This window comes from Streptomyces fungicidicus (assembly GCF_003665435.1).
Taxonomy (GTDB): Bacteria; Actinomycetota; Actinomycetes; order Streptomycetales; family Streptomycetaceae; genus Streptomyces; species Streptomyces fungicidicus.
This window is the reverse complement of record NZ_CP023407.1, coordinates 4,887,119-4,913,377: the sequence shown is the minus strand read 5'-3', so window position 1 is coordinate 4,913,377 and position 26,259 is coordinate 4,887,119. Positions and strand designations below refer to the sequence as shown.

At 70.9% G+C, this 26,259-nt stretch carries 23 protein-coding genes; 7 read left to right on the top strand and 16 right to left on the bottom strand.

Annotated elements, in window-relative coordinates; translation table 11 throughout:
* Window positions 1-20: 20 nt before the first annotated feature.
* The 6 genes from CNQ36_RS22590 to CNQ36_RS22565 all read right to left on the bottom strand — a co-directional run bounded on the left by CNQ36_RS22590 (window position 21) and on the right by CNQ36_RS22565 (window position 4,587).
* On the bottom strand, window positions 21-1,511 hold the full coding sequence (locus tag CNQ36_RS22590; protein ID WP_228313042.1) for an AAA family ATPase: 1,491 nt from the start codon (window positions 1,509-1,511) through the stop codon (window positions 21-23).
* A gap of 143 nt (window positions 1,512-1,654) precedes the next feature.
* A complete protein-coding gene (locus CNQ36_RS22585) occupies window positions 1,655-2,098 on the bottom strand; it encodes a hypothetical protein (protein WP_121547322.1) in 444 nt (147 codons plus the stop codon).
* A gap of 11 nt (window positions 2,099-2,109) precedes the next feature.
* A complete protein-coding gene (locus tag CNQ36_RS22580; protein WP_121547321.1) occupies window positions 2,110-2,397 on the bottom strand; it encodes a hypothetical protein in 288 nt (95 codons plus the stop codon).
* 34 nt (window positions 2,398-2,431) lie between these two features.
* The gene (locus CNQ36_RS22575; RefSeq protein WP_121547320.1) at window positions 2,432-3,964 is read right to left on the bottom strand and encodes a caspase, EACC1-associated type; all 1,533 of its coding nucleotides are present in this window, start codon (window positions 3,962-3,964) and stop codon (window positions 2,432-2,434) included.
* Window positions 3,957-4,346, bottom strand: coding sequence for an effector-associated constant component EACC1 (locus CNQ36_RS22570; protein WP_121548554.1), 390 nt, complete (start codon window positions 4,344-4,346; stop codon window positions 3,957-3,959). The genes CNQ36_RS22575 and CNQ36_RS22570 overlap by 8 nt, the downstream gene beginning before the upstream one ends.
* A gap of 25 nt (window positions 4,347-4,371) precedes the next feature.
* Window positions 4,372-4,587 carry a hypothetical protein gene (locus tag CNQ36_RS22565; protein WP_004926459.1) on the bottom strand — a complete coding sequence of 72 codons (216 nt, stop codon included), beginning with the start codon at window positions 4,585-4,587 and terminating at the stop codon, window positions 4,372-4,374.
* A 205-nt stretch (window positions 4,588-4,792) separates the two neighbouring features.
* Here CNQ36_RS22565 and CNQ36_RS22560 point away from each other — a divergent pair, with 205 nt between their 5' ends.
* Genes CNQ36_RS22560 through CNQ36_RS22545 form a run of 4 tightly spaced genes read left to right on the top strand, consistent with a single transcriptional unit; the run spans window position 4,793 to window position 9,219 of the window.
* Window positions 4,793-5,869 carry a substrate-binding domain-containing protein gene (locus CNQ36_RS22560; RefSeq protein WP_121548553.1) on the top strand — a complete coding sequence of 359 codons (1,077 nt, stop codon included), beginning with the start codon at window positions 4,793-4,795 and terminating at the stop codon, window positions 5,867-5,869.
* A 17-nt stretch (window positions 5,870-5,886) separates the two neighbouring features.
* The gene (locus CNQ36_RS22555) at window positions 5,887-7,062 is read left to right on the top strand and encodes a toxic anion resistance protein (RefSeq protein WP_121548552.1); all 1,176 of its coding nucleotides are present in this window, start codon (window positions 5,887-5,889) and stop codon (window positions 7,060-7,062) included.
* Complete coding sequence (locus tag CNQ36_RS22550; protein WP_121547319.1) at window positions 7,059-8,606, top strand: substrate-binding and vWA domain-containing protein; 1,548 nt, start codon at window positions 7,059-7,061, stop codon at window positions 8,604-8,606. The genes CNQ36_RS22555 and CNQ36_RS22550 overlap by 4 nt, the downstream gene beginning before the upstream one ends.
* Entirely contained in the window at window positions 8,593-9,219 is a 627-nt protein-coding gene (locus tag CNQ36_RS22545) for a hypothetical protein (protein WP_176118111.1), read from the top strand. Before CNQ36_RS22550 ends, CNQ36_RS22545 begins: the two co-directional genes overlap by 14 nt.
* Window positions 9,220-9,338: 119 nt before the next feature.
* Here the strand turns inward: CNQ36_RS22545 and CNQ36_RS22540 are convergent, their stop codons facing one another.
* The 6 genes from CNQ36_RS22540 to CNQ36_RS22515 form a co-directional block, all read right to left on the bottom strand.
* Complete coding sequence (locus CNQ36_RS22540; protein ID WP_121547317.1) at window positions 9,339-10,472, bottom strand: FAD-dependent monooxygenase; 1,134 nt, start codon at window positions 10,470-10,472, stop codon at window positions 9,339-9,341.
* A 40-nt stretch (window positions 10,473-10,512) separates the two neighbouring features.
* Window positions 10,513-11,082, bottom strand: coding sequence for a GTP-binding protein (locus CNQ36_RS22535; RefSeq protein ID WP_004926462.1), 570 nt, complete (start codon window positions 11,080-11,082; stop codon window positions 10,513-10,515).
* Between the two features lie 5 nt (window positions 11,083-11,087).
* A complete protein-coding gene (locus tag CNQ36_RS22530) occupies window positions 11,088-11,495 on the bottom strand; it encodes a DUF742 domain-containing protein (RefSeq protein ID WP_387913221.1) in 408 nt (135 codons plus the stop codon).
* Window positions 11,492-11,929, bottom strand: coding sequence for a roadblock/LC7 domain-containing protein (locus tag CNQ36_RS22525; protein ID WP_004926464.1), 438 nt, complete (start codon window positions 11,927-11,929; stop codon window positions 11,492-11,494). The genes CNQ36_RS22530 and CNQ36_RS22525 overlap by 4 nt, the downstream gene beginning before the upstream one ends.
* A complete protein-coding gene (locus CNQ36_RS22520; RefSeq protein ID WP_121547316.1) occupies window positions 11,926-14,619 on the bottom strand; it encodes a nitrate- and nitrite sensing domain-containing protein in 2,694 nt (897 codons plus the stop codon). Before CNQ36_RS22520 ends, CNQ36_RS22525 begins: the two co-directional genes overlap by 4 nt.
* 474 nt (window positions 14,620-15,093) lie before the next feature.
* Window positions 15,094-16,914, bottom strand: coding sequence for a phosphoenolpyruvate carboxykinase (GTP) (locus tag CNQ36_RS22515; RefSeq protein ID WP_121547315.1), 1,821 nt, complete (start codon window positions 16,912-16,914; stop codon window positions 15,094-15,096).
* A gap of 327 nt (window positions 16,915-17,241) precedes the next feature.
* Between CNQ36_RS22515 and trhA the strand changes: the two genes are divergently transcribed.
* Both trhA and CNQ36_RS22505 read left to right on the top strand, forming a co-directional pair.
* Complete coding sequence (trhA, locus tag CNQ36_RS22510; RefSeq protein ID WP_004926469.1) at window positions 17,242-17,955, top strand: PAQR family membrane homeostasis protein TrhA; 714 nt, start codon at window positions 17,242-17,244, stop codon at window positions 17,953-17,955.
* Between the two features lie 41 nt (window positions 17,956-17,996).
* The gene (locus CNQ36_RS22505; RefSeq protein WP_121547314.1) at window positions 17,997-18,728 is read left to right on the top strand and encodes a Mut7-C RNAse domain-containing protein; all 732 of its coding nucleotides are present in this window, start codon (window positions 17,997-17,999) and stop codon (window positions 18,726-18,728) included.
* Window positions 18,729-18,811: 83 nt separating this feature from the next.
* Here CNQ36_RS22505 and CNQ36_RS22500 read toward each other — a convergent pair whose 3' ends face one another.
* Window positions 18,812-20,842: a thioredoxin domain-containing protein gene (locus tag CNQ36_RS22500; protein WP_121547313.1), complete on the bottom strand. Its 2,031-nt coding sequence runs from the start codon at window positions 20,840-20,842 to the stop codon at window positions 18,812-18,814.
* 229 nt (window positions 20,843-21,071) lie between these two features.
* Here CNQ36_RS22500 and CNQ36_RS22495 point away from each other — a divergent pair, with 229 nt between their 5' ends.
* Window positions 21,072-21,638: a Uma2 family endonuclease gene (locus tag CNQ36_RS22495; RefSeq protein ID WP_121547312.1), complete on the top strand. Its 567-nt coding sequence runs from the start codon at window positions 21,072-21,074 to the stop codon at window positions 21,636-21,638.
* Between the two features lie 494 nt (window positions 21,639-22,132).
* Here the strand turns inward: CNQ36_RS22495 and CNQ36_RS22490 are convergent, their stop codons facing one another.
* Genes CNQ36_RS22490 through CNQ36_RS22480 form a run of 3 tightly spaced genes read right to left on the bottom strand, consistent with a single transcriptional unit; the run spans window position 22,133 to window position 26,086 of the window.
* Window positions 22,133-23,806, bottom strand: coding sequence for a DUF262 domain-containing protein (locus tag CNQ36_RS22490; protein ID WP_121547311.1), 1,674 nt, complete (start codon window positions 23,804-23,806; stop codon window positions 22,133-22,135).
* Between the two features lie 2 nt (window positions 23,807-23,808).
* On the bottom strand, window positions 23,809-24,834 hold the full coding sequence (locus CNQ36_RS22485; RefSeq protein WP_121547310.1) for a hypothetical protein: 1,026 nt from the start codon (window positions 24,832-24,834) through the stop codon (window positions 23,809-23,811).
* Window positions 24,824-26,086 carry an AAA family ATPase gene (locus CNQ36_RS22480; RefSeq protein WP_121547309.1) on the bottom strand — a complete coding sequence of 421 codons (1,263 nt, stop codon included), beginning with the start codon at window positions 26,084-26,086 and terminating at the stop codon, window positions 24,824-24,826. The genes CNQ36_RS22485 and CNQ36_RS22480 overlap by 11 nt, the downstream gene beginning before the upstream one ends.
* Between the last annotated feature and the right edge of the window lie 173 nt (window positions 26,087-26,259).

Below are 26,259 nucleotides of genomic sequence, written 5' to 3'. Positions count from 1 at the left end.
GTGGCGGGCAGCGGGCGGGTTCATGAGCCGCCGTAGAGCCGCCGCAGGTCGACGAGGACGGCCTCGCCCCGTTCCGCTGCCGCGCGCAGCTCAGGGTCGAAGCCCGCGCCGCTGTAGCAGGCGGGTGTGGCGTGGCTGGTGTCCACACCTCTTGCGGCGAGCAGTTCCAGCATGCGGCGCAGGCGTCGCAGGTGCCCGAGGTTCATCACCTTGTTCCACTTCGCCTCGCCCACGGACAGCAGGATGCCCTGGTCCTGGCCGATCGCGCCGTGCACCACGACATCCGCCTCGATGCCGGTGCGGCTCACGGGGTCGGCGACCGTTCCCGAGGAGACCTGGATCGGCATGCCCCCAAACGTGGCGGGGTCCGCGTGCCACTCGGCCCACTCCCGGCACAGCCGCTCGAAGTGCGGCCCGACGACCTTGCTGAGGAACGTGGGACGGCTGTGCTCCCAGACCGTGGCGGCGCCCCGGCGGCGGCTGAGAAGTGCCGTCTGGGGCCGCAGGACGGCGTGGTGGAAGCTGATCAGCGGCTCGGCGACGTGGTACGTGGTGCGGTTGCCCCGGAAGGCGTCGGGCTCGGCGGTCAGCAGACCGCAGTTCCTCAGAACGGTCAGCGGCAGGGAGATGTCCGTGGCCTTGCGGCCCACCGCACTCGCGATGCCACCACTGGTGCGGTTGCCGCTCGCCACCGCGGCCAGGACCGAGTGGTACAGCGACCGGTCGCGCAGGTCCGGCTCCGCGGCGAGCAGGTACGGGGCCTCGCCGTGGATCGGCCGGGCCGGATTGAGCACGGTCCGGCAGACCCAGGCGTCGAAGTCGTCGGGGCCGTCCGGTACGTCGTCGTCGACGAACTCCCGGCGGTAGGCGGGGGTTCCGCCGACGATCGCGTGGACGAGGACCGCCAGCCGCGGATCCCGGATGCCCCAGAACTCGGCGGCCTCCCGGAAGCTGAGGGAGTGGACCACGAGGTCGAGACCGGCGCGGCCGTAGAGCGGGGAGGCCCCGGAGAGCAGCCCGCCCATGAACGACATCGCACTGCCGCACAGCAGGATGCGGGGCCGCTCCTTGCGGTGCCGCTCGGAACGCACACCGATGGCGGCCTGCAGCTGGGACGGGAGGGCGGGGGCGTTGCGCACCAGGTAGGGGAACTCGTCGATCACCACGGGCAGCGGCCGGTCCCTCGCCAGCCCGAAAAGCAGCTCCAGCGCCTCGTCCCAGTTCGCGGGCCGGAGAGCGACGCCGGCTCCGGTGAAGCGCGCGACCGCCTCGCCCAGCAGCCGCAGGGACTCCGCCGCCGACGCTTCGACGGCGGAGTAGTAGAAGCCCTCGGTGGCATCCGCCAGGGCCTGCAGCAGGAAGCTCTTCCCCTGCCGGCGACGGCCGGACACCACCCCGAGCCGGGGCCCCGCCCCCTCAGCTGTGGCGAAGGCGGTCAGCTCGCTCCATTCCCACTCCCGGTCGAACATGTCCGGCGGTCTGGGCAGACTGCGCGCAGCGGACCGGGCCATGGCAGCTCCGTTCTTAGAGACGTACCTCTTAGAGATATACCTCTAAGAACGACGGAGGGTCATTCCGGTCACGTCCTGATCGTGGCGGTGGAGGACCGGCTTCAGGTAGGGCACCAGCGGACCGGTGAGGCGGGTCAGGTCGGCTACCGCCGGGTGCGGCGCCGGTGGAGGTCTTCGGCCGTGTCGAGGATGCGGTCGATGTCGGTGGCGATGCCCGCGTCCGTGGTGTTCAGGTACCGCACGATCGCCGCGCCCGCCGCCGACATGGCGGGGGGAGGAACCGGGACGGTCCGGAAGAGCGGCGGCACTCCGTAGACGTGGCGGAGGACCTCCTCCACGACGAACTCGTTGACCGGCCGCCGCTCGCCCCGGTGCCTGGCCGCGACCTCGTCGCTGAACGCCGCGAGGTCCTCGGCGTCGCACCGGTCGCCCAGTCGCGGCGCGAGGAGCACGGCGACCACCGAGACGAGGAAGTCGTTGAAGGCGATCCTGTCGGCCGGTGAGAGGGCCTCGTCGAGCGCCCTGGCCCTGCGGTCCTTGAGGACGAGGCATCTGATCTGGTCGCGGAACCGTGGTTCTGCACGCATGCCGGCGCCTCCTACTCGACGTGGGTGAAACTCATGAGGACGGCCAGCACGGCGTCCTCGAACGACTCGTACTGACCGAACTCGTCGGAACGGAAGACTCCGTGGGCCCGCACGACGGCGAAGGCGCACCACAGGCCCAGGTGGTGGTCGACGTGGCCGGCGTGGAACGTCTCCCCGTCGTGGTCGAGGACGACGTGGACGGTCTCCTCGCCGGGGCGCGCGTCGGGCCCCGGCCGGAGCGAGAACCTGTGGCGTTCGAGGGACTGCCGGAGCGCCGTGCCGACTTCGGGGATCGTCATGTCGTGCCTCCCTGGTCCTGTGGTGCGGGACGGATCACTTGCCCCGGCGGCGGAGTCCGTCCGCGTGGGCGCGGAGGTTTCCGGGGCCGACGGCCTCGTAGTACCGGCGTGCCTCGCCGGCGAGCCTCGCCCTGGGGGGCCGCGAGGCGGCGAAGTCGGTGAGGACCAGTCCCTGTTCCCCCTCGTCGAGGGCCGCCCACTCTCCGTGGGGCCCGCCGCAGGCCTGGGTGAGGACGTCGAGGCACTGGGCCAGCGCCAGCGGCTCCCTGCCGTCCCAGTCGGCCAGCCATTGCCGGCGCAGCGCCTCGGTGGCGAGGTCCGCGACGGTGGCGTCCCGCGCGGGCGCCGGGCGCACCGGTTCCTCCTCCTCGCCCCCGGGCTGCCGGGACGCGTCGATCCCGAGACGGATGCGCTGCTCCAGCCCGGTCAGCCGTTCCCGTGCCGCACTGTTGCCCCGGCGCGCGGCGAGGGAGTACCAGTACAACGCCTGGTTCTGGTCCCCGTACCGCTCCTCGTGGAGCTGTCCGAGGTGGAGCGGGCCGACCGGGTCGCCGGCTTCGGAGGCTCTCGTGTACCACTGCGCCGCTTCCTGGAGCCTCGAACCGTCCACGGGGCCCGGCTCGATTCCCTGCATCCTCGCCTGGACCCGGCCTTCGGCGATCTGCCCGAGCCGGTTCATCGAGGGCGCGTGTCCGGCTTCGGCCGCCGCGCGGTACATCGCGGTGATCGCGGGCAGTCGCTCGACGCCCTCCTTGGTCTCCCGCCGGTACGCCTCGCGGTAGACGGCGTCCGGATCGGCGCCGGGCTCGGGCGGGGCGTCGGGGGCGTTGTTGCGGGCGAAGACCCAGCCGGCGGCGTGGTCCTCGATGCGACGGCCCGGCTCGGGTCTGCCGTCCTCGACGAGCCGGTCGGCGACCACGCCGAAGATGTGGTCGAAGGTGAGGCCGGCCGGGGCGCCGCGGATGCCCTCGCGCACGGTGTCCACGAGGGTCTTGGTGAAGTACGTCTGCGCGTCGGGGACCTCGTCCTTCTCGTACCAGGAGGTCTCGTACGCGCTGCTGCTCATCAGCACGTACGTGCCGGACACCGGGGGCAGGCGGTCGGCGGAGAGGCGGCCGTGCTCCTCCGTGGCGAGCCCCGCGTAGCAGCAGTCGAGGACAGCGATCTTGACGGTGGCCCGGCTGGCGCGGAACGCGTCCCGCACGGACTCGAACAGCAGGCCGGTGGCGGCCGTGTAGTTCGCGTCGGTCCTGGTGTCGCCCACGGTGAGGCACAGCCGCTCGCGGTGGTCGTAGATCCCGTGTCCGACGTAGTAGAAGAGCGCGACGTCCGTGGCCGCGAGGAGCGCGTCGACGAGCTCGACGTGGGTGGTGCCGAGCGTGGGGCGGTTGGCGAACTCGCTGATGGACTCTTCGGGCCACGGGCCGCACACCGGGTCCCGCAGCAGGTCCCGCATCCGGTGGAAGCTCCGCTCGACCGCGGGGGCCGGCTCGAAGTCCGTGTAGTCCCAGGTGCCCATGAGGACCGCACGCGACCGGGAGTAGTCCCGGCCCGCGGGGTCAGTCACGGCCGAGCAGGCGGTCGGCGGCCTCGATGACCTTCTGGGGGTCGTCGAGGTTCTCACCGGTGACGGTCACGGACCGGTCCCCCCGGGTGAGCTCCACGGTCACCGACGACCGCCGGGACCTGATGAAGGCCGGCAGCGTCCGGATCGCGACGGTGAGCACCGCGGCGGAGGGCACGAGCAACTGCAGCGTCTCGACGACTCCGAGCTCGCCCTCGTCCGGGCCGGAGCGTCTTCGGGTGACGGTCGTTTCGGGGACGGTACGCAGCCGGCGGAACAACGGGCCGACGGCGTCCGGTTCGGAGACCGTCAGGACCACTTCGAACGGTGCCACGGCGGCCTCCGCCACGGTCTCGGGATCCTGTGGAGCGATCGGTTCGGGCATCGGCGTCTCCATGTCGACGGTCCGCTCAGATCTCCACCCGCCGGATGCGGTTGTAGTAGATCCCGACGTCCTCCGGAGCGTGCAGGCGCACGTCCTCGCCGTCGGGGCTCACCATCGAGACCCACCCGGGCGGACCGAAATCGGGTTGTGTGAGGGTGAAGGGACCCTGCCCGTTGATCGCCCACACGGTGCTGCCGAGACCGACGGTGTGGCCGTCCTTCGTGCGATAGCTCGACGTCATGCAGCAGTCGTATCAGCGCTTATGCCGCCTTGCGGCACCTTCACAGGATCTCGACGTACAAGAGGCACGCCTCCGGGGAGAACACGCCGGCCGCGGCTCGGGCTGGTGGAATGGCTGGTTCCCGTTGCGTACCGGTATCACCCGGACACCGGGTGTTCACCGGGGCCGCCGAGGAACGTTGGGTTCCGGCGGGATGCTCCACGGCGTGAGAAGGATTATGGGCATCGTCCTCGCGGTGCTGCTGGTCGGTGGCGTGGTGGCCGCCGTCGTCGCGGGCCGGGACAGCGGGGAGACGGGCACGGCAACGAAGACCGTGCGCATGGTGATCGGGTCGGAGAAGGCCGAGTTCTTCGCCGATCCGGACGTGGTGAAGGCCCTCGCCGCCAAGGGCTACACCGTCGAGGCGGAGACCTCCGGATCCTGGGCCATGGAGGGGCTGGACCTTGAGGGGTACGACCTCGCGTTCCCGTCCAGCCGGGCGCCCGCCGCCGAACTGGCCGAGAAGTACGGGGTGCGGGGGATGCTGCCGCGCCCGTTCTACTCGCCCCTCGTCGTCGTGTCCCGCCGCGCGGCCGCCGAGGTGCTGGCCGGGAACGGGCTGGCCGTGCTCGACGAGAAGGACCCGGGCACGCTGAAGATGGACGCCTACCTCGAGGCGGCCGGGCGCGACCGCACCTGGCAGCAGCTCAAGGGGGCGGGCGGGCACGGGGAACTGACCGGCACGCTGTACATCTCCAGCACCGACCCGGAGACCTCCAACTCCGGCGCGCTGTACCTCGCCGCCGCCTCGTACGTCGCCAACGGGGGCAAGGTGGTGGCGAGCGACGCCGACGTCGGGCGCACCGCTCCCCTGCTGCGCAAGCTGGTCAGCGTCCAGGGCGCCCAGCAGTCGAGCACGGACGCGGCGTTCCGGGACTTCGTCAGCGGGGCCGGCAACCCGCTCGTCCTCGTCTACGAGTCCCAGGTGGCCGCGCTCCTCGACGAGCAGCAGAACGCGGACGACCTCGTCGTCCTCTACCCGGACACCACGGTCAACAGCGACCACACCGTGGTGCCGCTCACCGAGAACGGCCGGGAGCTGGCCGAACTCCTCGGCACGGAACGAACGTTGCGCAAGCTGGCCGTGCGGCACGGCTTCCGTCCGCAGGGTGACGTCGCCGAGTTCGCGGCCGCCGCGGTGGGCCGCACCGCCTATCTCAAGCAGCGACTGACCGGCGTCCGCCAGGCGCCCGTGCCCACCTCCGCGGTGCTGCACGAACTGGCGCGACGGGCGCGCGGATGAAGGGGGACCAGCAGCAGATGAGCAGCACCGACGGTGATTTCGTCCTCACACCGCCCGAGGCCGTGACTCCCGTGCCGCGGGAGAAGGCCGGGGGGCTGGTGCCGGTCGACGAGAAGGTCCGTGCCGACATGGCCGCCAAGGCCGCCTCGTACGTCGGGGGCCTGGCCGCGCTGGACGCCCGCTCGCCCGAGTTCGCCGGGAAGGTCGGCGAGATCACGGCGCTGGGCTCCGGCGAGATGCGCACCGCGACCGCGCAGTCCAACCGCATGCTGGAGCGCACGGTCCGGGGCCTGCCCGGCAAGGGCGGGGACGCACCGGGCAGGGTCGCCGGGTCACTGGTCGAACTGCGGCGTGTGGTCGAGGACCTGGACCCGCGGGACCTGCCCGCGGCCAAGGGCCGCAGGTTCCTCTCCCGGCTGCCCGGCGGCAACAAGCTGCGCGATCACGTCGCCAAGTACGCCTCCGCACAGGGCACCCTGAACGCCGTCGTCGGCGCGCTGCGCGGCGGGCAGGACGAACTGCGGCGCGACAACGCCGCGTTGCAGACGGAGCGGGTCCGGCTCTGGGAGACCATGGGCAAGCTCCAGGAGTACGTGGTGCTGACCGAGGCCCTGGACGCGGCGGTGGAGCGGCACATCGCGGACACGGAGGCCGCCGATCCCGCCCGGGCGGACTCGCTGCGCGCCGACGTCCTCTTCGCCGTCCGGCAGAAGCACCAGGACCTGCTCACCCAGCTGGCGGTGTGCGCGCAGGGCTACCTCGCCATGGACGTCGTACGCCGCAACAACGACGAGCTGATCAAGGGGGTGGACCGGGCGGCCACCACGACCGTGTCGGCGCTGCGGATCTCCGTGATGCTGGCGTCCGCCCTCGACCACCAGAAGAAGGTGGTCGAGCAGGTCAACGCCCTGCGCGGCACCACGGAGGACCTGATCCGGGGCAACGCGGAGATGCTGGCGACGCAGAGCGGGGAGATCCAGCGGATCGCCGCCGACCCCGCCGTCGGGGCGGAGGCCCTGCGCTCCGCGTTCCAGCAGATCTACCGCACCCTCGACACCATCGACACCTACAAGGTGCAGGCGACCGAGGCGATGGCCGCGACGGTGGAGAGCCTGACCTCGGAACTGCGGCACGCGAGCACCTGTCTGGAGCGCAGCCGGTCGCGGGGCGCGCTGGACGGGGGCCTCGGATGAGGCGACGGCACCTGACCGCGCTGCTCGCCGCCGCCGCGGCCCTGCTGACCGCGTGCACCGCCTGCACCGCCCCGCCGGAGAAGGACGACGACCCGTACGCCGCCGCTCCGGGCACGCTCCGGGTGCTGGCCTCCAGCGAGCTGAGCGACATGACGCCGGTGCTGGACCGGGTCGAGAAGGACACCGGTGTCACGATCCGGCCGACCTGGATCGGCACCCTCGACGCCGTGGACATGCTGGCCACAGGGAAGACGGACGGCCGGTACGACGCCGTGTGGCTGTCCTCCAACGACTATCTGCGGCTGCGCCCCCGGGCGGCCGGGAAGGTGGTCTCGGAGACGCCCGTCATGTCCAGCCCGGTGGCCGTGGGCGTCCGGGACACGGTCGTCGAGGAGCTGGGCTGGAAGCCGGCTGACGTCACCTGGTCCGCGATCGAGCGGGCCGTACGGGACGGGCGACTCACCTACGGCATGACCGACCCGACCCGCTCCAACTCCGGTTTCTCCACGCTGATCTCCGTCGCCTCGGCGCTCTCCGGCGCGCAGTCCGCGCTCACCGACGCGGACGTGGCGAAGGCGTCGCCCCGGCTGAAGGAGTTCTTCGAGGGGCAGCGGCTGACCTCGGGTTCCTCGGGCTGGCTGGCCGGCGCCTACCGGCGCCGGGGGGACGTGGACGCGCTCCTCAACTACGAGTCCGTCCTCGAGGGCATCGAGGGACTGACGGTGATCCGCCCGAAGGACGGCGTGGTCACCGCCGACTATCCGCTGTCCTCCCTCGCCTCGACGGACCGGACGACCCGCGACGACGTGCGCCGGGTGACCGAGTCGCTGCGCTCGGAGGCCGTCCAGCGGCTGATCACCGACCGCACGCACCGCCGCCCGGTCGTCGCCTCGGTGCCGCCCGCCGCCGGCCTCGACAGGGACCGGCGGCGCGAACTGCCTTTCCCGGGCAGCCGTTCCGTCGCCGACGGCCTGCTCGACGCCTACGAGAACGAGCTGCGCCGCCCCTCCCGGACGGTGTACGTCCTCGACACCTCCGGCTCGATGGAGGGTGAGCGCCTCGACCGGCTGAAGAAGGCCCTCACCGACCTCACCGGCGACTTCCGCGACCGCGAGGAGGTCACCCTGATGCCGTTCGGCTCGGCGGTGAAGAGGGTGCGCACCCATGTCGTCAGCCCCGCCGACCCCGAACGGGGGCTGTCCGCGATCCGCCGGGACACCGGGGAGCTGCGGGCCGAGGGCGAGACCGCGATCTACACGTCGCTGCGGAAGGCGTACGACCATCTCGGCGGCGACCGGTCCACGTTCACCTCGATCGTGCTGATGACGGACGGCGAGAACACCACGGGCGACGGCGCCGGCGACTTCGACTCCTTCTACCGGGGGCTTTCCGGGGACCGGCGGGCGATCCCCGTCTTCCCGATCCTCTTCGGCGACTCCGACCGGGCGGAACTGGAGCACATTGCCGGCCTGACCGGCGGCCGGCTCTTCGACGGGCAGGGCTCGCTGGACGGCGCGTTCGAGGAGATCCGTGGCTACCAGTAGGGCGATGGCGTACCTGGAGTCCCGCAAGAACCTCGCCGGGAGCGCGGGCGGCGTCGCGGGGCTGGTGCTGACGTTCACGGGCGTGGCGGGGCCGTACTGGCCGGTCGTGGTGGCCGGGCTGTACGGGGCGGGCGCGCTGATCGCCCCGCCGGAGCGTCCCGCGCCGCCCGCCTTCCCCGGCCCGTCCGCCCAGCTCGACGAGGTGCGCGCCGACCTCGCCGCCTTGCGGGCCTATCTGGACGACGTCGACCTGCCGCCGGACGCCGCCGCCGAACTCGGCTCCCTGACGGAGCTGCTGGCCGCGCTGCTCGACCCCGGCTGGAGCGGCGAACTGCTCGCGCAGGACCCGGAGGGCGTGCACGTGCTGTCCCGTACGGTCCGCCGGGACCTGCCGGAGGCCGTCGACAGCTACGTACGGACCCGGTGGTGGACCCGGATGGCGCCCGGCGGCACCTCCCCCGAGGGCCATCTCGTGCGTCAGCTCGGCCTCCTGCGCACGGAGGCCGAGCGTCTCGCGGAGGTCCTGCGCGAGACGGAGTCCCGCCGCCAGGAGTCCCACACCCGCTACCTGGAGGACCGGGGCCCGGCCCCGGACGGCGGCATCGGCACCTGACTCCGGCCACCGGGGCGGTGACCACCGTCGGACGGGACCCCGGACGACTCCGGGTCACCGCCCCGCGGCCCCACCGGCCGGTCCTCCGGGGGCCCGGTGCGGAGCGGGGCCGCCGACGCTCAGTACGGCTCGACCAGGACGTGGGCGGCGCCCGGCACGCCGATCTTCAGGAGGTCGTCCTCCTCCGGGGTGGTCTCCCCGCCCGTCTCCTGCTTGAGCACCGCGCGCGACAGGGCCTGCACCCACAGGGCACGGGGCCGGCGCCGCTCCTCCCACGCGGCGAGGGCCGCCGGTACGCCGTCGTGCGCGTCCAGCGACTCGGCGAGGACGACCGCGTCCTCGACGGCCATCGCCGCGCCCTGCGCCAGCTGCGGGGCGCTCGCGTGGGCCGCGTCACCGGCCAGCGCCACCCGGCCCACGTGCCACGGCGCTTCCACCGTCACCTGGGAGATCCTGGAGTACACCACGGCCGCCGGGTCGGTGGCCGTGGTCAGCGCCTCGGCGACGGGCCCGGAGAACATCGTCAGCCGCTCGGCGAGCTGCTCGTGCGCACGCTCCGGGTCCGGCCGGAAGTCCTCGGCCTCCGCGAACACCGCGCCGAGGTACATCGAGTCGTCCGTGATCGGGGTGAGCAGCGCCTTCGCCTCCTTTCCGGCGGTGGCCATCACCACGCCCCGCACCTGGGGCAGGCGCGGCACCGTGACCCGCCAGTTGGCGAAGCCGGTGTACTCCGGGGTGTAGCGGTCGCCGTACAGGCGGGTGCGCAGCGGGGAGCCGATGCCGTCGAAGCCGACCACCAGGTCCCAGCGGCCCGACGAGCCGTCCGAGAGGGTGACGTCGACGCCCGCGCCGTCGTCGGTGAGTTCGGTGACGGTGGCGGAGAACCGGATCTTCGCGCCGGCCGCCGTCGCTGCGGCGCCGAGCACCCGCGCGAGCGCCGGGCGGGGGATGCCGTTGCCGGCGGGAGCGTCGCCCATGCGGGGCTGCGGGATGCGGGCCAGGGCGTTGCCGGCCGGGTCGGCGATGGTGAGGACCTCCCACGGGAACCCGGCCGCGAGGCAGTCGTCGAGCACGCTTATCTCGCGCATGACGTGCAGCGCGTTGGAGGGCTGGATGATGCCCACGCCGAGCGCCTCCAGCTCGCCGCGGAGTTCGGCGATCTCCACGGTGTGGCCGCGCCGGGCCAGCGCGATGGCGAGGGTCAGCCCGCCGATGCCGCCGCCGTGGACGAGGACGCGCAGCTGTGAGGCCATGTCAGGGTCTCCGGGAGTAGGTCGGTGAAGGGGGCGCGGGTCAGGCGGCCGGGGCGTTCAGCCGGGCCAGGTGGTCGACCAGGGCGAGCAGCGTCTCCTTGCCGTACGCGCGCTCCCTGACGTCGCCGATCAGCAGCGGCACATGCGGGTCGAGGTCGAGGGCGGCCCTGATCTCGTCGGGCGTACGGGTGTTGCGGCCGTGGAAGCAGTTGATGGCCACCACGAACGGGATGCGCCGGCTCTCGAAGAAGTCGATGGAGGCGAAACTGCTGTCCAGACGCCGGGTGTCGGCGATGACCACACCGCCGAGCGCGCCATGGACCAGGTCGTTCCACATGAACCAGAAGCGTTCCTGGCCCGGAGTGCCGAAGAGGTACACGACCAGGTCGTCGTTGATCGTGATGCGTCCGAAGTCCAGCGCGACGGTGGTGGTCTCCTTGTCCCCGACCCCGGCGAGGTCGTCGACGCCGATGCCGGCCTTCGTCATGTACTCCTCGGTGTGCAGCGGCGGGACCTCGCTGACCGCGCCCACCAGGGTGGTCTTGCCGACGCCGAATCCGCCCGCGACGAGGATCTTGAGGGCGGCGGGCGCCGCCTGACTGGTGATCATGGTTTCTACAGTCTCCGGAGTCCGTCACGTACGGCGGCCAGCAGGCTCGGGTCGATGCCGCCCGCCGCCCAGGCCACCGTGATCGGCGCCCGCGCGGCGAGCAGGCCCTGGCCGACGAGGTCGGCCAGCAGGATCTTGGTCACCGACACGGCGAGGTCGAGATCGGCGGCGACCTCGGCGACGGCCGCGGGCCGGCGGCAGCGTTCCAGGATCCTGCGGTGTTCCGGCTGGAGCCTGCCCGGCCGCACGGGCGCCCCGTGCTCGTCGCGTGGGTCCTCCACGGTCGTGAGCACGGTGATGAGGGTGAGGTCGTCGCGTGCGGGAGCCGTGCGGCCGCGGGTGATGGTGTACGGGCGCACCATGCTCTCCGCGCCGTCCTCACCCGCGTCCTCGGGCTCCCATCCCGGGTTCACGCGTCGGTTCCCTGCCCCGTGCCGAAGGCGTCGAACCCGGAGCGGGCCGCCGTGCCGAGCTTCTGCCCGACCTGCTGCACGAGGTTGTGCATGGCGAGCGACATCACCTCCGCGTCGACCTCCTGGGAGGCCACCACGGCGAGGTGGGTGCCCTGGCCGGCGGTGATGACGAAGAGCCACAGGTCGGCGAGTTCGACGATGACCTGGTGGACGACACCGCCGTCGAAGAGCTGCCCCACGCCGCGGGCGAGGCTCTGCTGGCCGGTGCTGATGGCGGCCAGCCGCTCGGCGTCCGCGCGCGGGATGCTCTGCGAGTGGCTGACGACCAGGCCGTCGTCGGACAGCAGGACCGCGCTCCTGGTCCCGGCGACCGAGTCCACGAGGCCGTCGAGCAGCCAGTCCAGGTCCTGGTGGGTCGCGGTGGTACGTGTCATGACTCTTCTTCTCTCGTCGGGTGGCCGGGGGCGCTGGATTCGGGCGGTGTCGGGGTCCGCCCCTCACGGGCGGCGCGCGACCGGCGCTGGAACGCGCCGATCGTCGCCCCGGCACGGCGCGGTACGGGGCGCAGCATCGGATCGTCCTGCCAGCGGGGAGGCCGCCGGGGCAGCGGGGTCCCGGCCGCGGGGTCGACCCGCAGCTCGTCGACCAGGCTGGCCTGACGGACCCGCCGCGGAAGCGGGGCATCGTCCTCGGTCAGCCCGGACTCACCCCCGTCCGCACCGGCCCGCTCCCGGCCCCCGCCGGGAACGTCGGCCCCACCCGGCCGGACCACCTCCGCCCCAAGGCCGGCACCGTGCGCCGCACCGGACCCGCCGTGCGACGGCCAGTCGTCCCCCGGCGCGGACGCGCCGCCGGTGCCGTGCGCCGGAGCGGACCCGTGGGGTGCGGTGGTGTGCGACGGTCGGTCGTCCGGGGGTGTCGGGGCGTCGTCGCGGCCGTGGGCCGGAGCGGACCCGCCGAACGCCCCGCCGTGCGACGGCCAGTCGTCTCCCGGCGCGGACGCGCCGCCGGTGCCGGGGACGTGCGGGCCGGTGGGCCGGGAGTCGTCGCGGGCGTCCGGTGCCGGCGAAGGTGCGGGGTGCGGCTCGCGGGAGGCGGCCGGGATCAGTGCCGTGACGTCGGCCATCGCCCGACCCTGCACCCGTACGGGCAGCGGCTCCCCGGCGTCCCGCGCGGGCTCGGGGGCGGGCACCGCGACCGGGCCGCGCTGCGGGGCGGGGACGATGAGTTCCGCCGGGACGAGGACGACCACCCGCGTACCGCCGAACGCGGAGGCGCGGAACTCCACCCGCAGCCCGTACTGGTGCGTCAGACGCGCGACCACGTGCAGGCCCAGGCGGATGTCGTCGGAGTGGGCCAGCACGTCGAGCCGCTGCGGGCCGGACATCAGCGCGTTGGCCGCGGCCAGCGCCTCCTCCTCCATGCCCAGGCCCCGGTCCTCGATCTCGACGGCCAATCCACGGCTCACCTCGGCCGCCCTGACCTCGACCGGGCTCGGCGGGCGGGAGAACGTGAGCGCGTTCTCGACGAGTTCGGCCAGCACATGGGCGACCGGCCCGACGGCCCGCGCCGCGAGCCAGTGCCCGCCCTCCTCCTCCAGCACCACCCGCCGGTAGTCCTGCACCTCGCCCTGCGCCGCACGCATCACGTCCAGCAGGGCGACCGGCTCGCGCCACCGCCGGTGCGGGGTGCCGCCGGCGAGGATGACCAGGTTCTCCTCGTACCGCCGCAGCCGGGCGGTGAGGTGGTCGAGGTCGAAGAGGCCGTCGAGGACCTCTGGGTCCTCGTGGCGGCGCTCCATCTCGTCGAGCTTCTTCAGCTGCTGGCCGATCAGCTGCTGGGTGCGGCGGGCGATGCGCTGCAGCAGCCGCTCGAACCCGCGGTGCTGGTCGGCCTGTTGGACCGCGGCCCGCAGGGCGCTGGTGCGGGCGAGGTTGAGCGCGGAGCCGAGCCGGGACAGTTCGTCGCCGGGGCGGTCGGCCCCGTGCTGCGGGATGGCCTTCGCCTCGGCCTCCACGTCGATCCGCTCGCCCCGCGCGAGCCGCTCGACGACCTCGGGCAGCGCCGCCTCCAGCATCTCGGCCTGCTCCTGCAGAGCGCCGATGCGCAGACGCAGACCGCGGGTGAAGCGCCATGTCATCCAGATGACGGCGAGGACGGCGGCGAGGCCGACGAGGGTGACGAGCACCATCCTGAACAGCAGCGCCATCACGCTGTCCTTGCCCTGCTCGTCCACCAGCGCCGTGCGGTGCTCGAGGAGTTCCTCGAGGCCCGGGGTGAGCGCATCCACCGCGCCGCGCCAGGTCTCCCGGTCGTCGTCCAGGGTGATCCGGCCGCCCGCGCCGGGCTCGCCCGCGCCCAGCACCCGCTCCTCCACCGCGGTCTTGTCCTTCCACGCCGCGCTGCCGGTGATCCGCTGCCACATGGCGCGTTCGTCGGCGGACAGCCTGGGCGCGACCTTCACCGTGCCCAGGAACGACTGCGCCTCGACCGCCTCCCGGACCTGCCGGAACTCTCCTGTGGTCAGCGTGCCCGCGCCCCAGCCGCGGGCCAGCAGCGCGTCCGAGCGGGAGATCATCTCCTTGGTCCAGAACAGGTCGACGAGCGGCTGGGCGAGCACGGTGATCCGGCCGTTGTCGACCTGGCTGAGGGAGGTGAACAGCTCCAGGTCCACGGCGATCAGGTCGGTGTAGTACCGGTAGACCGCGGTCTGCTGGTCCTCGTCGCCGCTGTCGACCAGGGTGCGCTGCGCGGGCAGCCGGTCGATCGCCGTACGCGCCTCGCCGACCGCCTCCCTGATCTGCCGGGGCGCTCCCCCGGCCGAGGACAGGTCGTCCGACAGCGTCCTGAAGACGTCCACCGCCTTGTCGGTCGACGCCCGTTGCCGTGCCAGCTCCTCGGCCGCCCCGTCCTGCCCGGCGAGCACCTCGGCGCTGAGGCGGCGTTCCTCCTGGAGGTTGTAGTAGACGATGTTCGACGGGTTTCCGGCCTTCTCGGCCAGCAGGCCCTGGTCCGCCTGCCGCTGGAAGTCGAGGTAGGTCTGACCGCTGGTGACTGCCCACAGCACGATCAGCGCGATGCCGGGGACGAAGGCCAGGACGAGGAGCGCCGTCCGCAGCGACACTCTCGTCGAGATGGGCTGTCTTGCACGCGAGGGCAGGGCGAACTCCTCAGGGCGAACCGGCTGCACGACCGGGCTGTCGGTATCAGATGTAGATGCCGCGCGCATATTAATCACAATGCGCGTTCGGTCACCCACGTGGGGATGACGTCGGACACCGCTCCTTCACCTCGCCGCCGCCCTCCCGGAGGGGGCGGCAACGGCCGAGCGCTCCAGCCGGCCGTGGTCGGCCTGCTGGAGCGCTCGGTCACCCGTCGGCCCGTTCGTGAAAGCCCGCCGGGGCGGGCCGAGCCAGGGGGAGGCGGGCCGGGGCGCGGTCACCTCGGCGTCCGTCGGGGCGGACGGACGGCGGTGACGGGCCCCCAACCCGCACGCCGTTGTGCGGGGTCCCACCGGTGTGTTCCGCGGCCGGTCGTGGCGTGACGATCGCTGGTCAGGGCATCCCCATCCCGACCGGCCGCGGGGTCTGTGCGGGCGTCAGCCCAGGCGCTGCACCAGCGCGTCGTACTGGTCCCACAGCTCCTTGGGCGTGTGGTCGCCGAAGGTGTTGAGGTGGCCGGGGACCAGGGAGGCCTCCTCGCGCCACACGTCCTTGTCGACGGTGAGCAGGAAGTCCAGGTCGGCGTCGGAGAGGTCCAGGCCGTCGGTGTCGAGCGCGGCCTTGGCCGGGAGCACGCCGATCGGGGTCTCGACGCCCTCCGCCTTGCCGTCCAGGCGCTCCACGATCCACTTCAGGACGCGGGAGTTCTCGCCGAAGCCGGGCCAGACGAACTTGCCCTCGTCGTTCTTGCGGAACCAGTTGACGTAGTAGATCTTCGGCAGCTTGGACTGGTCCTTGTCCTTGGCGACGTCGATCCAGTGGGCCATGTAGTCGCCCATGTTGTAGCCGCAGAACGGCAGCATGGCGAACGGGTCGCGGCGCAGCTCGCCGACCTTGCCCTCGGCGGCGGCGGTCTTCTCGGAGGCCACGTTGGCGCCGAGGAAGACGCCGTGGTTCCAGTCGAAGGACTCGGTGACCAGCGGTACGGCGCTGGCGCGGCGGCCGCCGAAGAGGATCGCGGAGATCGGCACACCCTTGGGGTCCTCCCACTCCGGCGCGATGATCGGGCACTGCGCGGCGGGGGTGGTGAAGCGGGCGTTGGGGTGGGCGGCGGGCGTGCCGGACTCGGGGGTCCAGTCGTTGCCCTTCCAGTCGGTGAGGTGGGCCGGGGTCTCCTCGGTCATGCCCTCCCACCAGACGTCGCCGTCGTCGGTGAGGGCGACGTTGGTGAAGACGGAGTTGCCCCAGAGGGTCTTCATGGCGTTGGCGTTGGTGTGCTCGCCGGTGCCGGGGGCGACGCCGAAGAAGCCGGCCTCGGGGTTGATGGCGTAGAGGCGGCCGTCCTCGCCGAAGCGCATCCAGGCGATGTCGTCGCCGATCGTCTCGACCGTCCAGCCGGAGATGGTGGGCTCCAGCATGGCGAGGTTGGTCTTGCCGCAGGCCGACGGGAAGGCCGCGGCGACGTACTTCGACTCACCGGTGGGCGGGGTGAGCTTCAGGATGAGCATGTGCTCGGCGAGCCAGCCCTCGTCGCGGGCCATGACGGAGGCGATGCGCAGGGCGTAGCACTTCTTGCCGAGCAGGGCGTTGCCGCCGTAGCCGGAACCGAAGGACCAGATCTCGCGGTCCTCGGGGAAGTGGGAGATGTACTTGGTCTGGTTGCAGGGCCAGGGGACGTCCTCCTGACCGGCCTCCAGCGGGGCGCCGACCGAGTGCACGGCCTTGACGAAGAAGCCGTCGGAGCCGAGCTCGTCCAGGACCGGGCGGCCCATGCGGGTCATGGTGCGCATGGAGACGGCGACGTACGCGGAGTCGGTGATCTCGACGCCGATGGCGGACAGCGGCGAGCCGAGCGGGCCCATGCAGAAGGGCACGACGTACATGGTGCGGCCCCTCATCGAGCCGCGGAAGACGCCCTTGCCGCCGCTGAAGATCTCCCGCATCTCGGCGGGGGCCTTCCAGTGGTTGGTCGGGCCGGCGTCCTCCTCCTTCTCGGAGCAGATGAAGGTCCGGTCCTCGACGCGGGCGACGTCGGTGGGGTCGGAGGCCGCGTAGTAGGAGTGCGGGCGCTTGACCGGGTCGAGTTTCCGGAAGGTGCCCTTGGCGACGAGCTCCTCGCACAGGCGCTCGTACTCGGCCTCCGAACCGTCGCACCAGACCACGTTGTCCGGCTGTGTCAGCTCTGCGATCTCGTTGACCCAGGAGATCAGTCCCTGGTGGGTGGTGAGGACGCCGGGTTCCGCGATGTCGCGCGCCACGTTTGCTCCTAAATGAGGGGTTTTGTGTTGGGAGGCCCCGTGGGGGCTGCGACCCGGATGCTTCTCGGTGTGATCGTTGGCGCTCATCCGGTGTCGACCGCACTCATTTGATCATCCGACGTGAGCGCCCATCTGTCCAGAGGGCCGCACAGGTGAGCAACGTGACGCTGACCACGGCATTCCGTGCGGCTTTACGCGCACGTTGAGCAGACCTGACGATTTCTTTGCGTGACCTTCCGGCGGCGTGGCGTGAGAGGATGGCCACTCCGGGGACCCAATACCTCCCGGGGATCCGTAACTTACGGCTCCGTAGGTACGATGCGAGGCATGACTGCGTTCGCCCCCGACGCCTCCGCGAATCCGCCGGCCGACGGCCCCGGACCGGTGGCGACCTCCCTGCCCCATCCGGTCAAACCCAAGCTCCGCGGCTGGCTGCACCTCGGCATGTTCCCCGCCGCCCTGGTCGCCGGGCTGGTACTGACCGCCTTCGCCGACTCCACCCGGGGACGCCTCGCCTGCGCGGTCTACGCGCTGACCGCGTGCCTGCTGTTCGGCGTGAGCGCGCTCTACCACCGGGGAGACTGGAGTCCCCGCATGGACGGGGTGCTGCGCCGCCTCGACCACGCGAACATCTTCCTGATCATCGCGGGCACCTACACCCCGCTGACGATCCTGCTGCTGCCGCACTCCAAGGGCCGCTGGCTGCTGTGGGGCATCTGGGCGGCGGCCGCCGCCGGGATAGTGTTCCGGGTCTTCTGGGTCGGCGCCCCTCGCTGGCTGTACACGCCCTGCTACATCGCGATGGGCTGGGCGGCCGTCTTCTTCCTGCCCGACTTCATGCGCACGGGCGGCATCGCCGTCCTCGTCCTGGTGGTCGTGGGCGGACTGCTCTACAGCGCGGGCGGAGTGATCTACGGCATCAAGAAGCCCAACCCGTCACCGCGCTGGTTCGGCTTCCACGAGGTCTTCCACTTGTTCACGCTGGCCGCCTTCATCGCCCACTACGTGGGCATCTCCCTGGTGGCCTACCAGCACGGATAAATGACCGGAGCGCCCTTCACCCGGCATGGCATCCTGGCCGGGTGAACGGTCCCGAGATCCACGTCGAGTTCGCCCCCGAGCTGCTGCTCTTCGTCCCGCGGGCACGCCCCACCGGCGCCACGAAGGCCGCCACCGACGGAGTCTCCAGCCTGGGTCATGTCGTCGAGTCCCTCGGCGTCCCGCTGACCGAGGTCGGCGCGCTGCTCGTGGACGGGCGCGAGGTGCCGGCGGCGCACGTCCCGGAGGCGGGCGAGTCGGTGACCGTGCGGGCCGTCGCGCATCCGCAGCGGGTGCCGGGCGCGCCGCTGCGGTTCCTGCTCGACGTGCACCTCGGGACGCTGGCCCGCCGGCTGAGGCTGCTGGGCGTGGACACGGCGTACGAGTCGACGGACATCGGCGATCCGGCGCTGGCCGCGCGGTCGGCGGCGGAGCAGCGGGTCATGCTCAGCCGGGACCGGGGGCTGCTGCGGCGGCGGGAGCTGTGGGCGGGGGCGTTCGTCTACAGCACACGGCCGGAGGAGCAACTCACGTACGTGCTGGACCGGTTCCAGCCCGAGCTGCGGCCGTGGAGCCGTTGCACGGCCTGCAACGGGCTGCTGCGCAAGGCCAGCAAGGAGGACGTCGCCGACCAGCTGAAGGGCGGCACGCACCGCACGTACGACGTCTTCGCGCAGTGCGCGGAGTGCGGGCGCGCCTACTGGAAGGGCGCCCACCACGACCAGCTCGTCGCGATCGTGGAACGAGCGGTGGCCTCCCGCCCCGCCCCCCACTGAAACCAACGACTCGACTCCCCTGACGGAATCACGGCCACCCGCCGGAACGGGTACCCCCAAGGGGTACCCACCCGAGCGCGGGGTCAGTCGCTGAGGGTTGTCCGGAGGTGGGCGGGGTCGGTGGTCGGGGCGTCGCACGTGAAGTCGCGGCAGACGTAGGCGGCCGCTTCGCCCTGGACCAGCGGACGGCCGGCGAGCAGCGGGAACTCGTCGCTCTCCGGTGTTCCGACGGCGACCACCGCGCCGGGCGCGGTGCCGAGCAGCGCCGTCCGGTGCAGGGCCGCCGTGGCCGGGTCGTCGAGCGCCGGACCGACCACCGCGATCTCCCGCGGCCCGTCCATCAGCGCCTCCGCGACCGCGAGCCCCCACCCGATGAACCGCGGGACACGCGGGCCGAGCGCCTTCACCACACCCAGCGCCCGTTCGGCGGCGGTGCGGTGCGCCGCGCTGCCGGTGTGCGCGGAGTAGCTCAGCAGGGCGCCCGCGGCGGCCGACCAGCCGGACGGGGCCGCGTTGTCGGTCGGGTCCTGCGGACGCCGGATGAGCCGCTCCGCGTCGGACGCCGTGTCGTACAGGGCGCCCGACTCCGGATCGGCGAAGCGGGCCCGCACATGGTCGAGCAGCAGCCCGGCGAACTCCAGCCACACGCCCTCGCCCGTCACCGACGCCAGCGCCAGGAAGCCCTCGGCGACATCGGCGTAGTCCTCCAGCACCCCCGCGTTGGCGCCGGCCCGGCCGTCCCTGCTGGTGCGGGCGATACGGGCCTGCTCGTCCAGGTGCAGCCGGACCAGCAGGTCACCGGCGGCGACGGCGGCCTCCGTCAGGTCCGGCCGGTCGAAATAGGCCCCGGTCTCGGCGAGCGCCGCGATCGCGAGGCCGTTCCAGGCGGCGACCACCTTGTCGTCCCGGCCGGGCGCGGGCCGCGCGGAGCGCGCCGCGAGCAGCCGCTCCCGGACGCCGTCGATCCGCCCGGCGTCGAACACCTCGTCCAGCTGCGGCAGTTGCAGCACCGAGGCGCCCTCCTCGAAGGTGCCCTCCTCGGTCACCCCGAAGTACCGCGCGGCGAGTTCCGCGTCGTCGTCCCCGAGGACCTCACGCAGCTGCGCGGGCGTCCACACGTAGTACGCGCCCTCGACGGTGCGGCCCGTGCCGTCGTCGCTGTCGGCATCCAGCGCGGACGCGAACCCGCCCTCGGGAGTGCGCAGTTCGCGGACCATGAAGTCGGCGGTCTCCAGCGCCACCCGGCGCGCGAGCTCACTGCCCGTGGCCCGCCACAGGTGCGCGTAGACCCGGCACAGCAGCGCGTTGTCGTAGAGCATCTTCTCGAAGTGCGGCACGGTCCAGTCACGGTCCACCGAGTACCGCGCGAAGCCGCCGCCGAGCTGGTCGTAGAGCCCGCCGCGCGCCATGCGCTCGCAGGTGTCCACCGCCATCTGCAGCGCGCCCTCGGCGCCGGTGCGGGCGTGGTGGCGCAGCAGGAACTCCAGCACCATCGACGGAGGGAACTTCGGCGCCCCGCCGAACCCGCCGCGCTGCGGGTCGTACTCCCTGGTCAGCCCCAGCAGCGCCTGCGCGAGTTCCTGCTCGCCCGGCACCCGGTCGTCGCCGTAGGACAGCTCCCGGCCGGCCAGGTCCCGGGTGATCTTCCCGGCGACCTCGTCGACCTCGCCGCGCCGCTCCGCCCACGCCTGGTGGACGCCCTGGAGGACCTGCCGGAAGGACGGCATGCCGTGCCGCGGGTCGGGCGGGAAGTACGTGCCGAAGTAGAACGGCTCGGCGTCCGGCGTGAGGAACACGGTCATCGGCCAGCCGCCCTGCCCGGTCGCCGCCTGCACGGCCTCCATGTAGACGGCGTCGACGTCGGGGCGCTCCTCGCGGTCCACCTTGACGCTGACGAAGTGCGCGTTCATGTCGTCGGCGGTGGCCTGGTCCTCGAAGGACTCGTGCGCCATGACGTGGCACCAGTGGCAGCTCGAGTAGCCGACGCTCAGCAGCACCGGCACATCGCGCCGGCGCGCCTCGGCGAAGGCCTCCTCGGACCAGGACCACCAGTCGACGGGGTTGTCGGCGTGCTGAAGCAGATAAGGCGAGGTCATACCAGCCAACCGGTTCATGCGACCCAGCCTCTCACAGTGCCTGACGTGGCCCGTGAAACCCTGACGAGCCCGTCCCGCTCGGCCGAATTGCACTTATGGGCCATCACGTGGGGGGGCGGCTCCTTAACCTCAGATTCGGGTGGAACTCCTCCCGGCGTTCCTTCGAATCGGGCAGCCCGGCACCTCGGAACAGTAGGCTGGGCGCAACAGCGCCGGACCTGCCGAGGCCCCTCGAAGGAGGTACACCATGTCCGCCGAGATGGTGGCGCCTGCGTGGATGCATACGCAGATCAGCGCGGAGCAGTACGACTCCTGGTCCGAGGAGCAGTGCGCCGGCATCGAGATCGTGGACGGGATGGTCGTCGTGAGCCCGAGCGCCTCGAAAAGGCACAACCGGCTGGCCCGCATCCTGGCCAATGCCATGGACGCCGCTGCGGGACCGGACTGGAACGCAGACACGGACTTCGACGTCCGCCTACAGGACGTTCCGCTCACCAACCGCCGTCCGGACGTCATCGTCTACCGGGCAGAGACCATCGACCTCACTCCCACCCGCCCCGAGCACGTACTCCTGGTCGTCGAGGTCGTGTCGCCCGGTTCGGAGACCACGGACCGGATCGTGAAGGTCGACCAGTACGCCAAGGCCGGCATCCCCTTCTACTGGCGGGTCGAACAGGCCGCCACCGGCGTCCCAATCATCTACACGTACGTTCTCGATCCCGCCACCAAGGCATACAGGGACGGCGAGATGTTCACCGGCACGGTGAAGACCAATACACCTTTCTCCATCACGGTCGATCTTGGGCTCTTGTAAGGCACCGAGAAGTCGCCCCGCTATCGACGCTTGACCGTCAGCGCCCACATCACGGTGCTTCGAGGATCAATCGGGACATTGTTTAACTGTGGACTACATTGCACCACGTGCGGATGCCACTCCAGCTCGTACGCGATCGTTCAGCAATTTCCGGTCAAGAACTACTCAAGGGCACGCGGACGTACGCCCCACAAGGCAGCCGTCCAAGAAGCGAGCCAAGTCTTGGTATCCAGTTGCGGTTCATCAACGTTAACGGGCTGACGTCACCGTCGGCGGCGATACAAGAGGACACGGGAAACTAGGCCGATCCTCACGAGTCGAGTGCAGAAACTCGTGTGATGAGTATGGCCGTGCGGGAGAGGCATCCCGCACGGCCATGCCGGTTCGGACAAGACACAGGCAGGTGGTGATCCCATGCCGGCTGCCGCTCCAGGGCGGTGGCGGTGAAGCCGCATTGCGCCTTCGAGGCTGTACAAGCCTGGGCTCGCTACCCCTCACTCGGTGTCGATGTCGGCCTCACCGACCTCCTTGTCGGCCGACTTGATACCCAGACTCTCGATGAACTGCTTCTCCCGCGCCGCTAGTTCCTGCTGCCGGACGAGGATGAACTCGGTGAACTCGTCGGCCTTGAGGTGCTCGATGGACGCAAGGCTGACTCCGTGCGAGTCCAGGATGTCGGTGCGCCCGTCCTCCGCGAGCCTGATGAGCGCCTGCCGGATCGACACGCCCGGCGGCGTCGTCATGACGATCCGGTTGGCAGGACTGGAAGCCTCAGGGACCCCGCTCTGGGTGATCACGTGTCGATAGGTCTCACTGTGCGCCGTCGCAAGCTGTTCCAGCACGTTGGCGGTACCGCCGTCGAGGTTCTTCCGGTCCGGGAACGTCTGCAGGTCCCAGAGGAGGTAGGCGCGCACGCGCGCGCTGCGCAGGTCGAAGCGTTCGGGGAAGGAACGGGCCCGCTCAGCGGAGTAGCTGAGCCCACCCTCGCCCCGGGCGAAGGCCTTCACCTCTTTGATGAAGTTCCGGACCTGGGTGGTGGTGGACCCGGCGAAGGTGCCCGCCAGGGACGTGGTCCAGAACCAGTGCCGGAGCTTGACCCGCTGCTCCGCTTCGACTTTGTCGGAGAAGTGGAAGAAGACGGCGAGCAGCATGATCTGGATGTTGTAGGGAACCAGGCGAGCCAGCGGGACCTGGACCTCCTGCCGTAGGAACTCGACCACCTGCTGAAGGATCAGGTCGGTGTCCTCCACCGCGGTCATGAGCTGGCCCTGGACCTTGCGGGCCATCGTCTCCCAGGATGTGTCCCGCTGCACGTCCTCCTCGCCAGACAGCGCGAGGACGGTCTGGAAGATCGTCATGATCGGGATCTCGCCGAAGCCCGAAGCGGCGATCCGCCCCTTGATCTCCTCCATCTTGTCGCTGAGCGTCTCCGAGCCGATGGTCCCGTAGGTCAGTGCGGAGACCATCTGGTCGGGACGCATCTTCTGACCGCTGCTGTTGATTCTGGAGAAGACCTCGATGGCCTGCTGGAGAGTGCCGCCCTCCATACGCACCACGGAGACCTTGTAATTCTTCACCCGCTTCGCGATGCGCTCGCTCTCCTTGGTGAGGCGGTCGGCCTCCTCACGGGAGTGGGAGACGTCGGACAGCGTCCGTGCATATTCGAGGAAGTCCAGGGTCCCCAGTACGGACCGCATGGGCAGGAAGTGGCTGGGCACCGGCTCGCCGCTCTTCCAGTGGCGGTAGCGCACGCCGTCGTGTTCCGACCGGACGAGCGGCCGGTAGACCCACCACATCCAGTCCTCCTGACGCACGGACCGCGGGGCCTCGGCCGAGCGATGGAGGACGCCGAAGAGCGTTGAGAGCCGCTGGTGACCGTCCAAGACATAAGCGACCTTCGCCCCTTCCGGTGCCGGCGGAATCCTTCGCCCACCGATGGTGTCGAGGCTTTCGAGCGGCATGGTGGTCTCCCAGATGAGCAGGCTGCCCATCGGGTAGCCGCGCTCCATGCTGTCGAAGAGCTGGAGCATCTGCTCGGGGCGCCACAGGAACGGACGCTGGAACTTCGGCACCCGCAGCTCGCCCTGCGCGATCCGCTCCAGGACCTGCTCCAAGAAGTGGACCTCCGGCACTACGGAGATATCTTTGACCACCTCGATGTCTCCCATGCTCAGATCACGCCCCGAATCGTTTCGAACATCGATCGCAATTCCTGTTTCGCTCCAGGGCCCAGGCCGTCCAGGTCCCGCTCCGATATGCCGCCGCGCTTCACCTCTTGGAGGAACAGATCCGGCAAGTCCGTCCCGAATCCCTCCTGCAGGGTGATGAGATCCTGCTCCGCCACTTCGTCGTACAGATCACCGTGGCGCGGCGGGATGACGTAGGTGGTTCCGGCCTTCCCGGAGTGGCGCCCCTTTTGGTCGGCACCCTTCTGCGGCTTCCCTTTGAACCCGTGCTTCATGTCGAAGTGGGCACGCTGCTCGGACGAGAAGGTCTTGAGGGATTCCAGGCGCTTGGCCATGGAGGACATTCCGACCGTCTTCTTCGGCTGCCGGGCCAGGACCCGGTTGGGAATGTAGTTCTCCATCTCCCGGAAGCTGAGGACGTGCGCCCTCACACCTTGGCGGGCCGCGGTTTCGGCCTTCTCATGATTGCCGGTCCGGTCCGTGGGGTGAAAGCTGTCGCTGTCGATGACGAGGACCACACGCTTGGTACGGCAGAACTGCGCGGCATGGTCGACGGCGTGCCGGGTCGCCCCATCCTTGCCACCTCCGTTATACACGCCGAGGCGGCTGCCCTCCTTGGCGTCGACGACGTCCTCGCAGCCGAGCAGGCGTGCAAGCGCCTCAATCATCTGCCAGTCGTAGATCGCGTTCTCCACGACCAGCACGGCCGGTCGCTCCAGGTCGCGGATGTCCGCCGCGAGCGTCTCGCCGGCCACCCTGACCACGCCCGTGGTCCCCATTTGCGGCGCCCAGGCCTGCGCCATGCTCGCCTTCTGCGCGAGCAGCAGGTAGCTCTGCGCCAGGACCGGGAGGTGACGCACCAGGAACGTATGGACGGCGTCCACATCATGCGGGGAGATCGCCCACTCGTGCCGCGCCTCCCTGAAGAACGCGATCAGCTTCAATATGAGCTCCGCGTTCTCGTCACCCTGATGGTCCTTCAACAGGTCGACGGGAATCTCAACGCGCATCGTCGATCCGATTCGCCTGCGCGTCCGCGAGGGCGCGCACCTCCTCGAAGTCCTCCGCGAAGACCCCCCGCGGCCAGTAGTCGAGGTTGCCGAGGGCGTCCACCTCGATCTTCCGCAGGGTGGCGGCCCCCTCGGCCTGCTCGACGAAGTAGATCCTCACGTCCTCCGGCGCCAGCTTCCGCTCCGCGACCCGTCGGCGCAGCCTGAGGAGGAAATTCTCGCTGTGCGTCTCCACCAGGAAGCGCACCTGCGACCCCTGCACGGCTTCGACGTAGAGATCGGCAATCGCGGCGTGCGCCGAAGGATGGAGATGGAGTTCGGGCTCCTCCACGATCTCGATCACCGGCCCGGCGGGCGGTTCCACGCGGTCCGCGGCCCGCTGGATCACTATCGGCAGGAACTGGACCACACCGGTGCCGACGTCGTCGATGTGGACGACGAGATCGGGGTCGCGCAGGGAACGCAGCTTGGGGATGTACATCCCGGAGCCGACGTCGGTGACTTCGAGGCGCCACCCGGGCAAGATGCTTTCCAGCAGGGTGTTCACCTCACGGCCAATCAGACCGCGCCCGTACACCTCGTCCGCGGCGAGCATGCCGAGCGCCCTCTCACCCCTATAGCCGACGCTGCCCAGGCTTCTGGCCGGAGACCGGAAGAAACGCTTCGGGCTCTTCCTAAACGGACCCAGATACCGGATCTCGTCGAGGCCTTCCCGAATGAGCCCAGTGACGCCGCTGACACCGCCGACGGAGTCCGGCCAGTCGGCCGGATCGGGCAGCAGCCCGCGAAATCCGACTTTGGCCTCCTGGCCGTCGACAAGATACGCGCGCTTCTCCGGGGAGTAGGCGTCGATGCCGGGGATCCAGGAGAAGTTCGCGACCTCCGCCCTGCAGGAGAGCTGCACCGAGGAGACCAGTTGCATTCCCTGGTTGGCGATGTTCTGAACCTCGGCGGTGGCACTGACGGTCTCGCCGTCCTCGCGCCCGATCGACGCTCCCAGGCGAATGTGCCCATGGGGCGACGAGCCGTGGATCAGATCGGCGAACGAAGGAGTGAAGCCCTGGATCAGGTCCAGGTCCAGAGGGTACGGGGAGTCGCCGCGGATACCGAGGGAAAGGAGCGGGAGCGCTCGCACGACCGCACTCTTGCCGGAATTGTTCCGGCCCAGCACCACGGTGATCCTTCCAAGCTCCACCTCCTGTCTCTCCCTGAAGCAGCGATAGTTCTCCAGCGAGAACCGTTCCAACGACACCTGGGCTCCCGTTCGGTCAAACCATGTCTGGCGAGGCCGTGCCGACCTCAGCGAACACCGCTCCAGCGGCGCGCCGGCTCAGCCGCGGCCATACTCTCAGACGGTGGAAGACGGCACCCTAGTTTCGCTCTTCCAGCTCCGGATATGCCCGACCTGCCTCGGAGTTCCAGCTA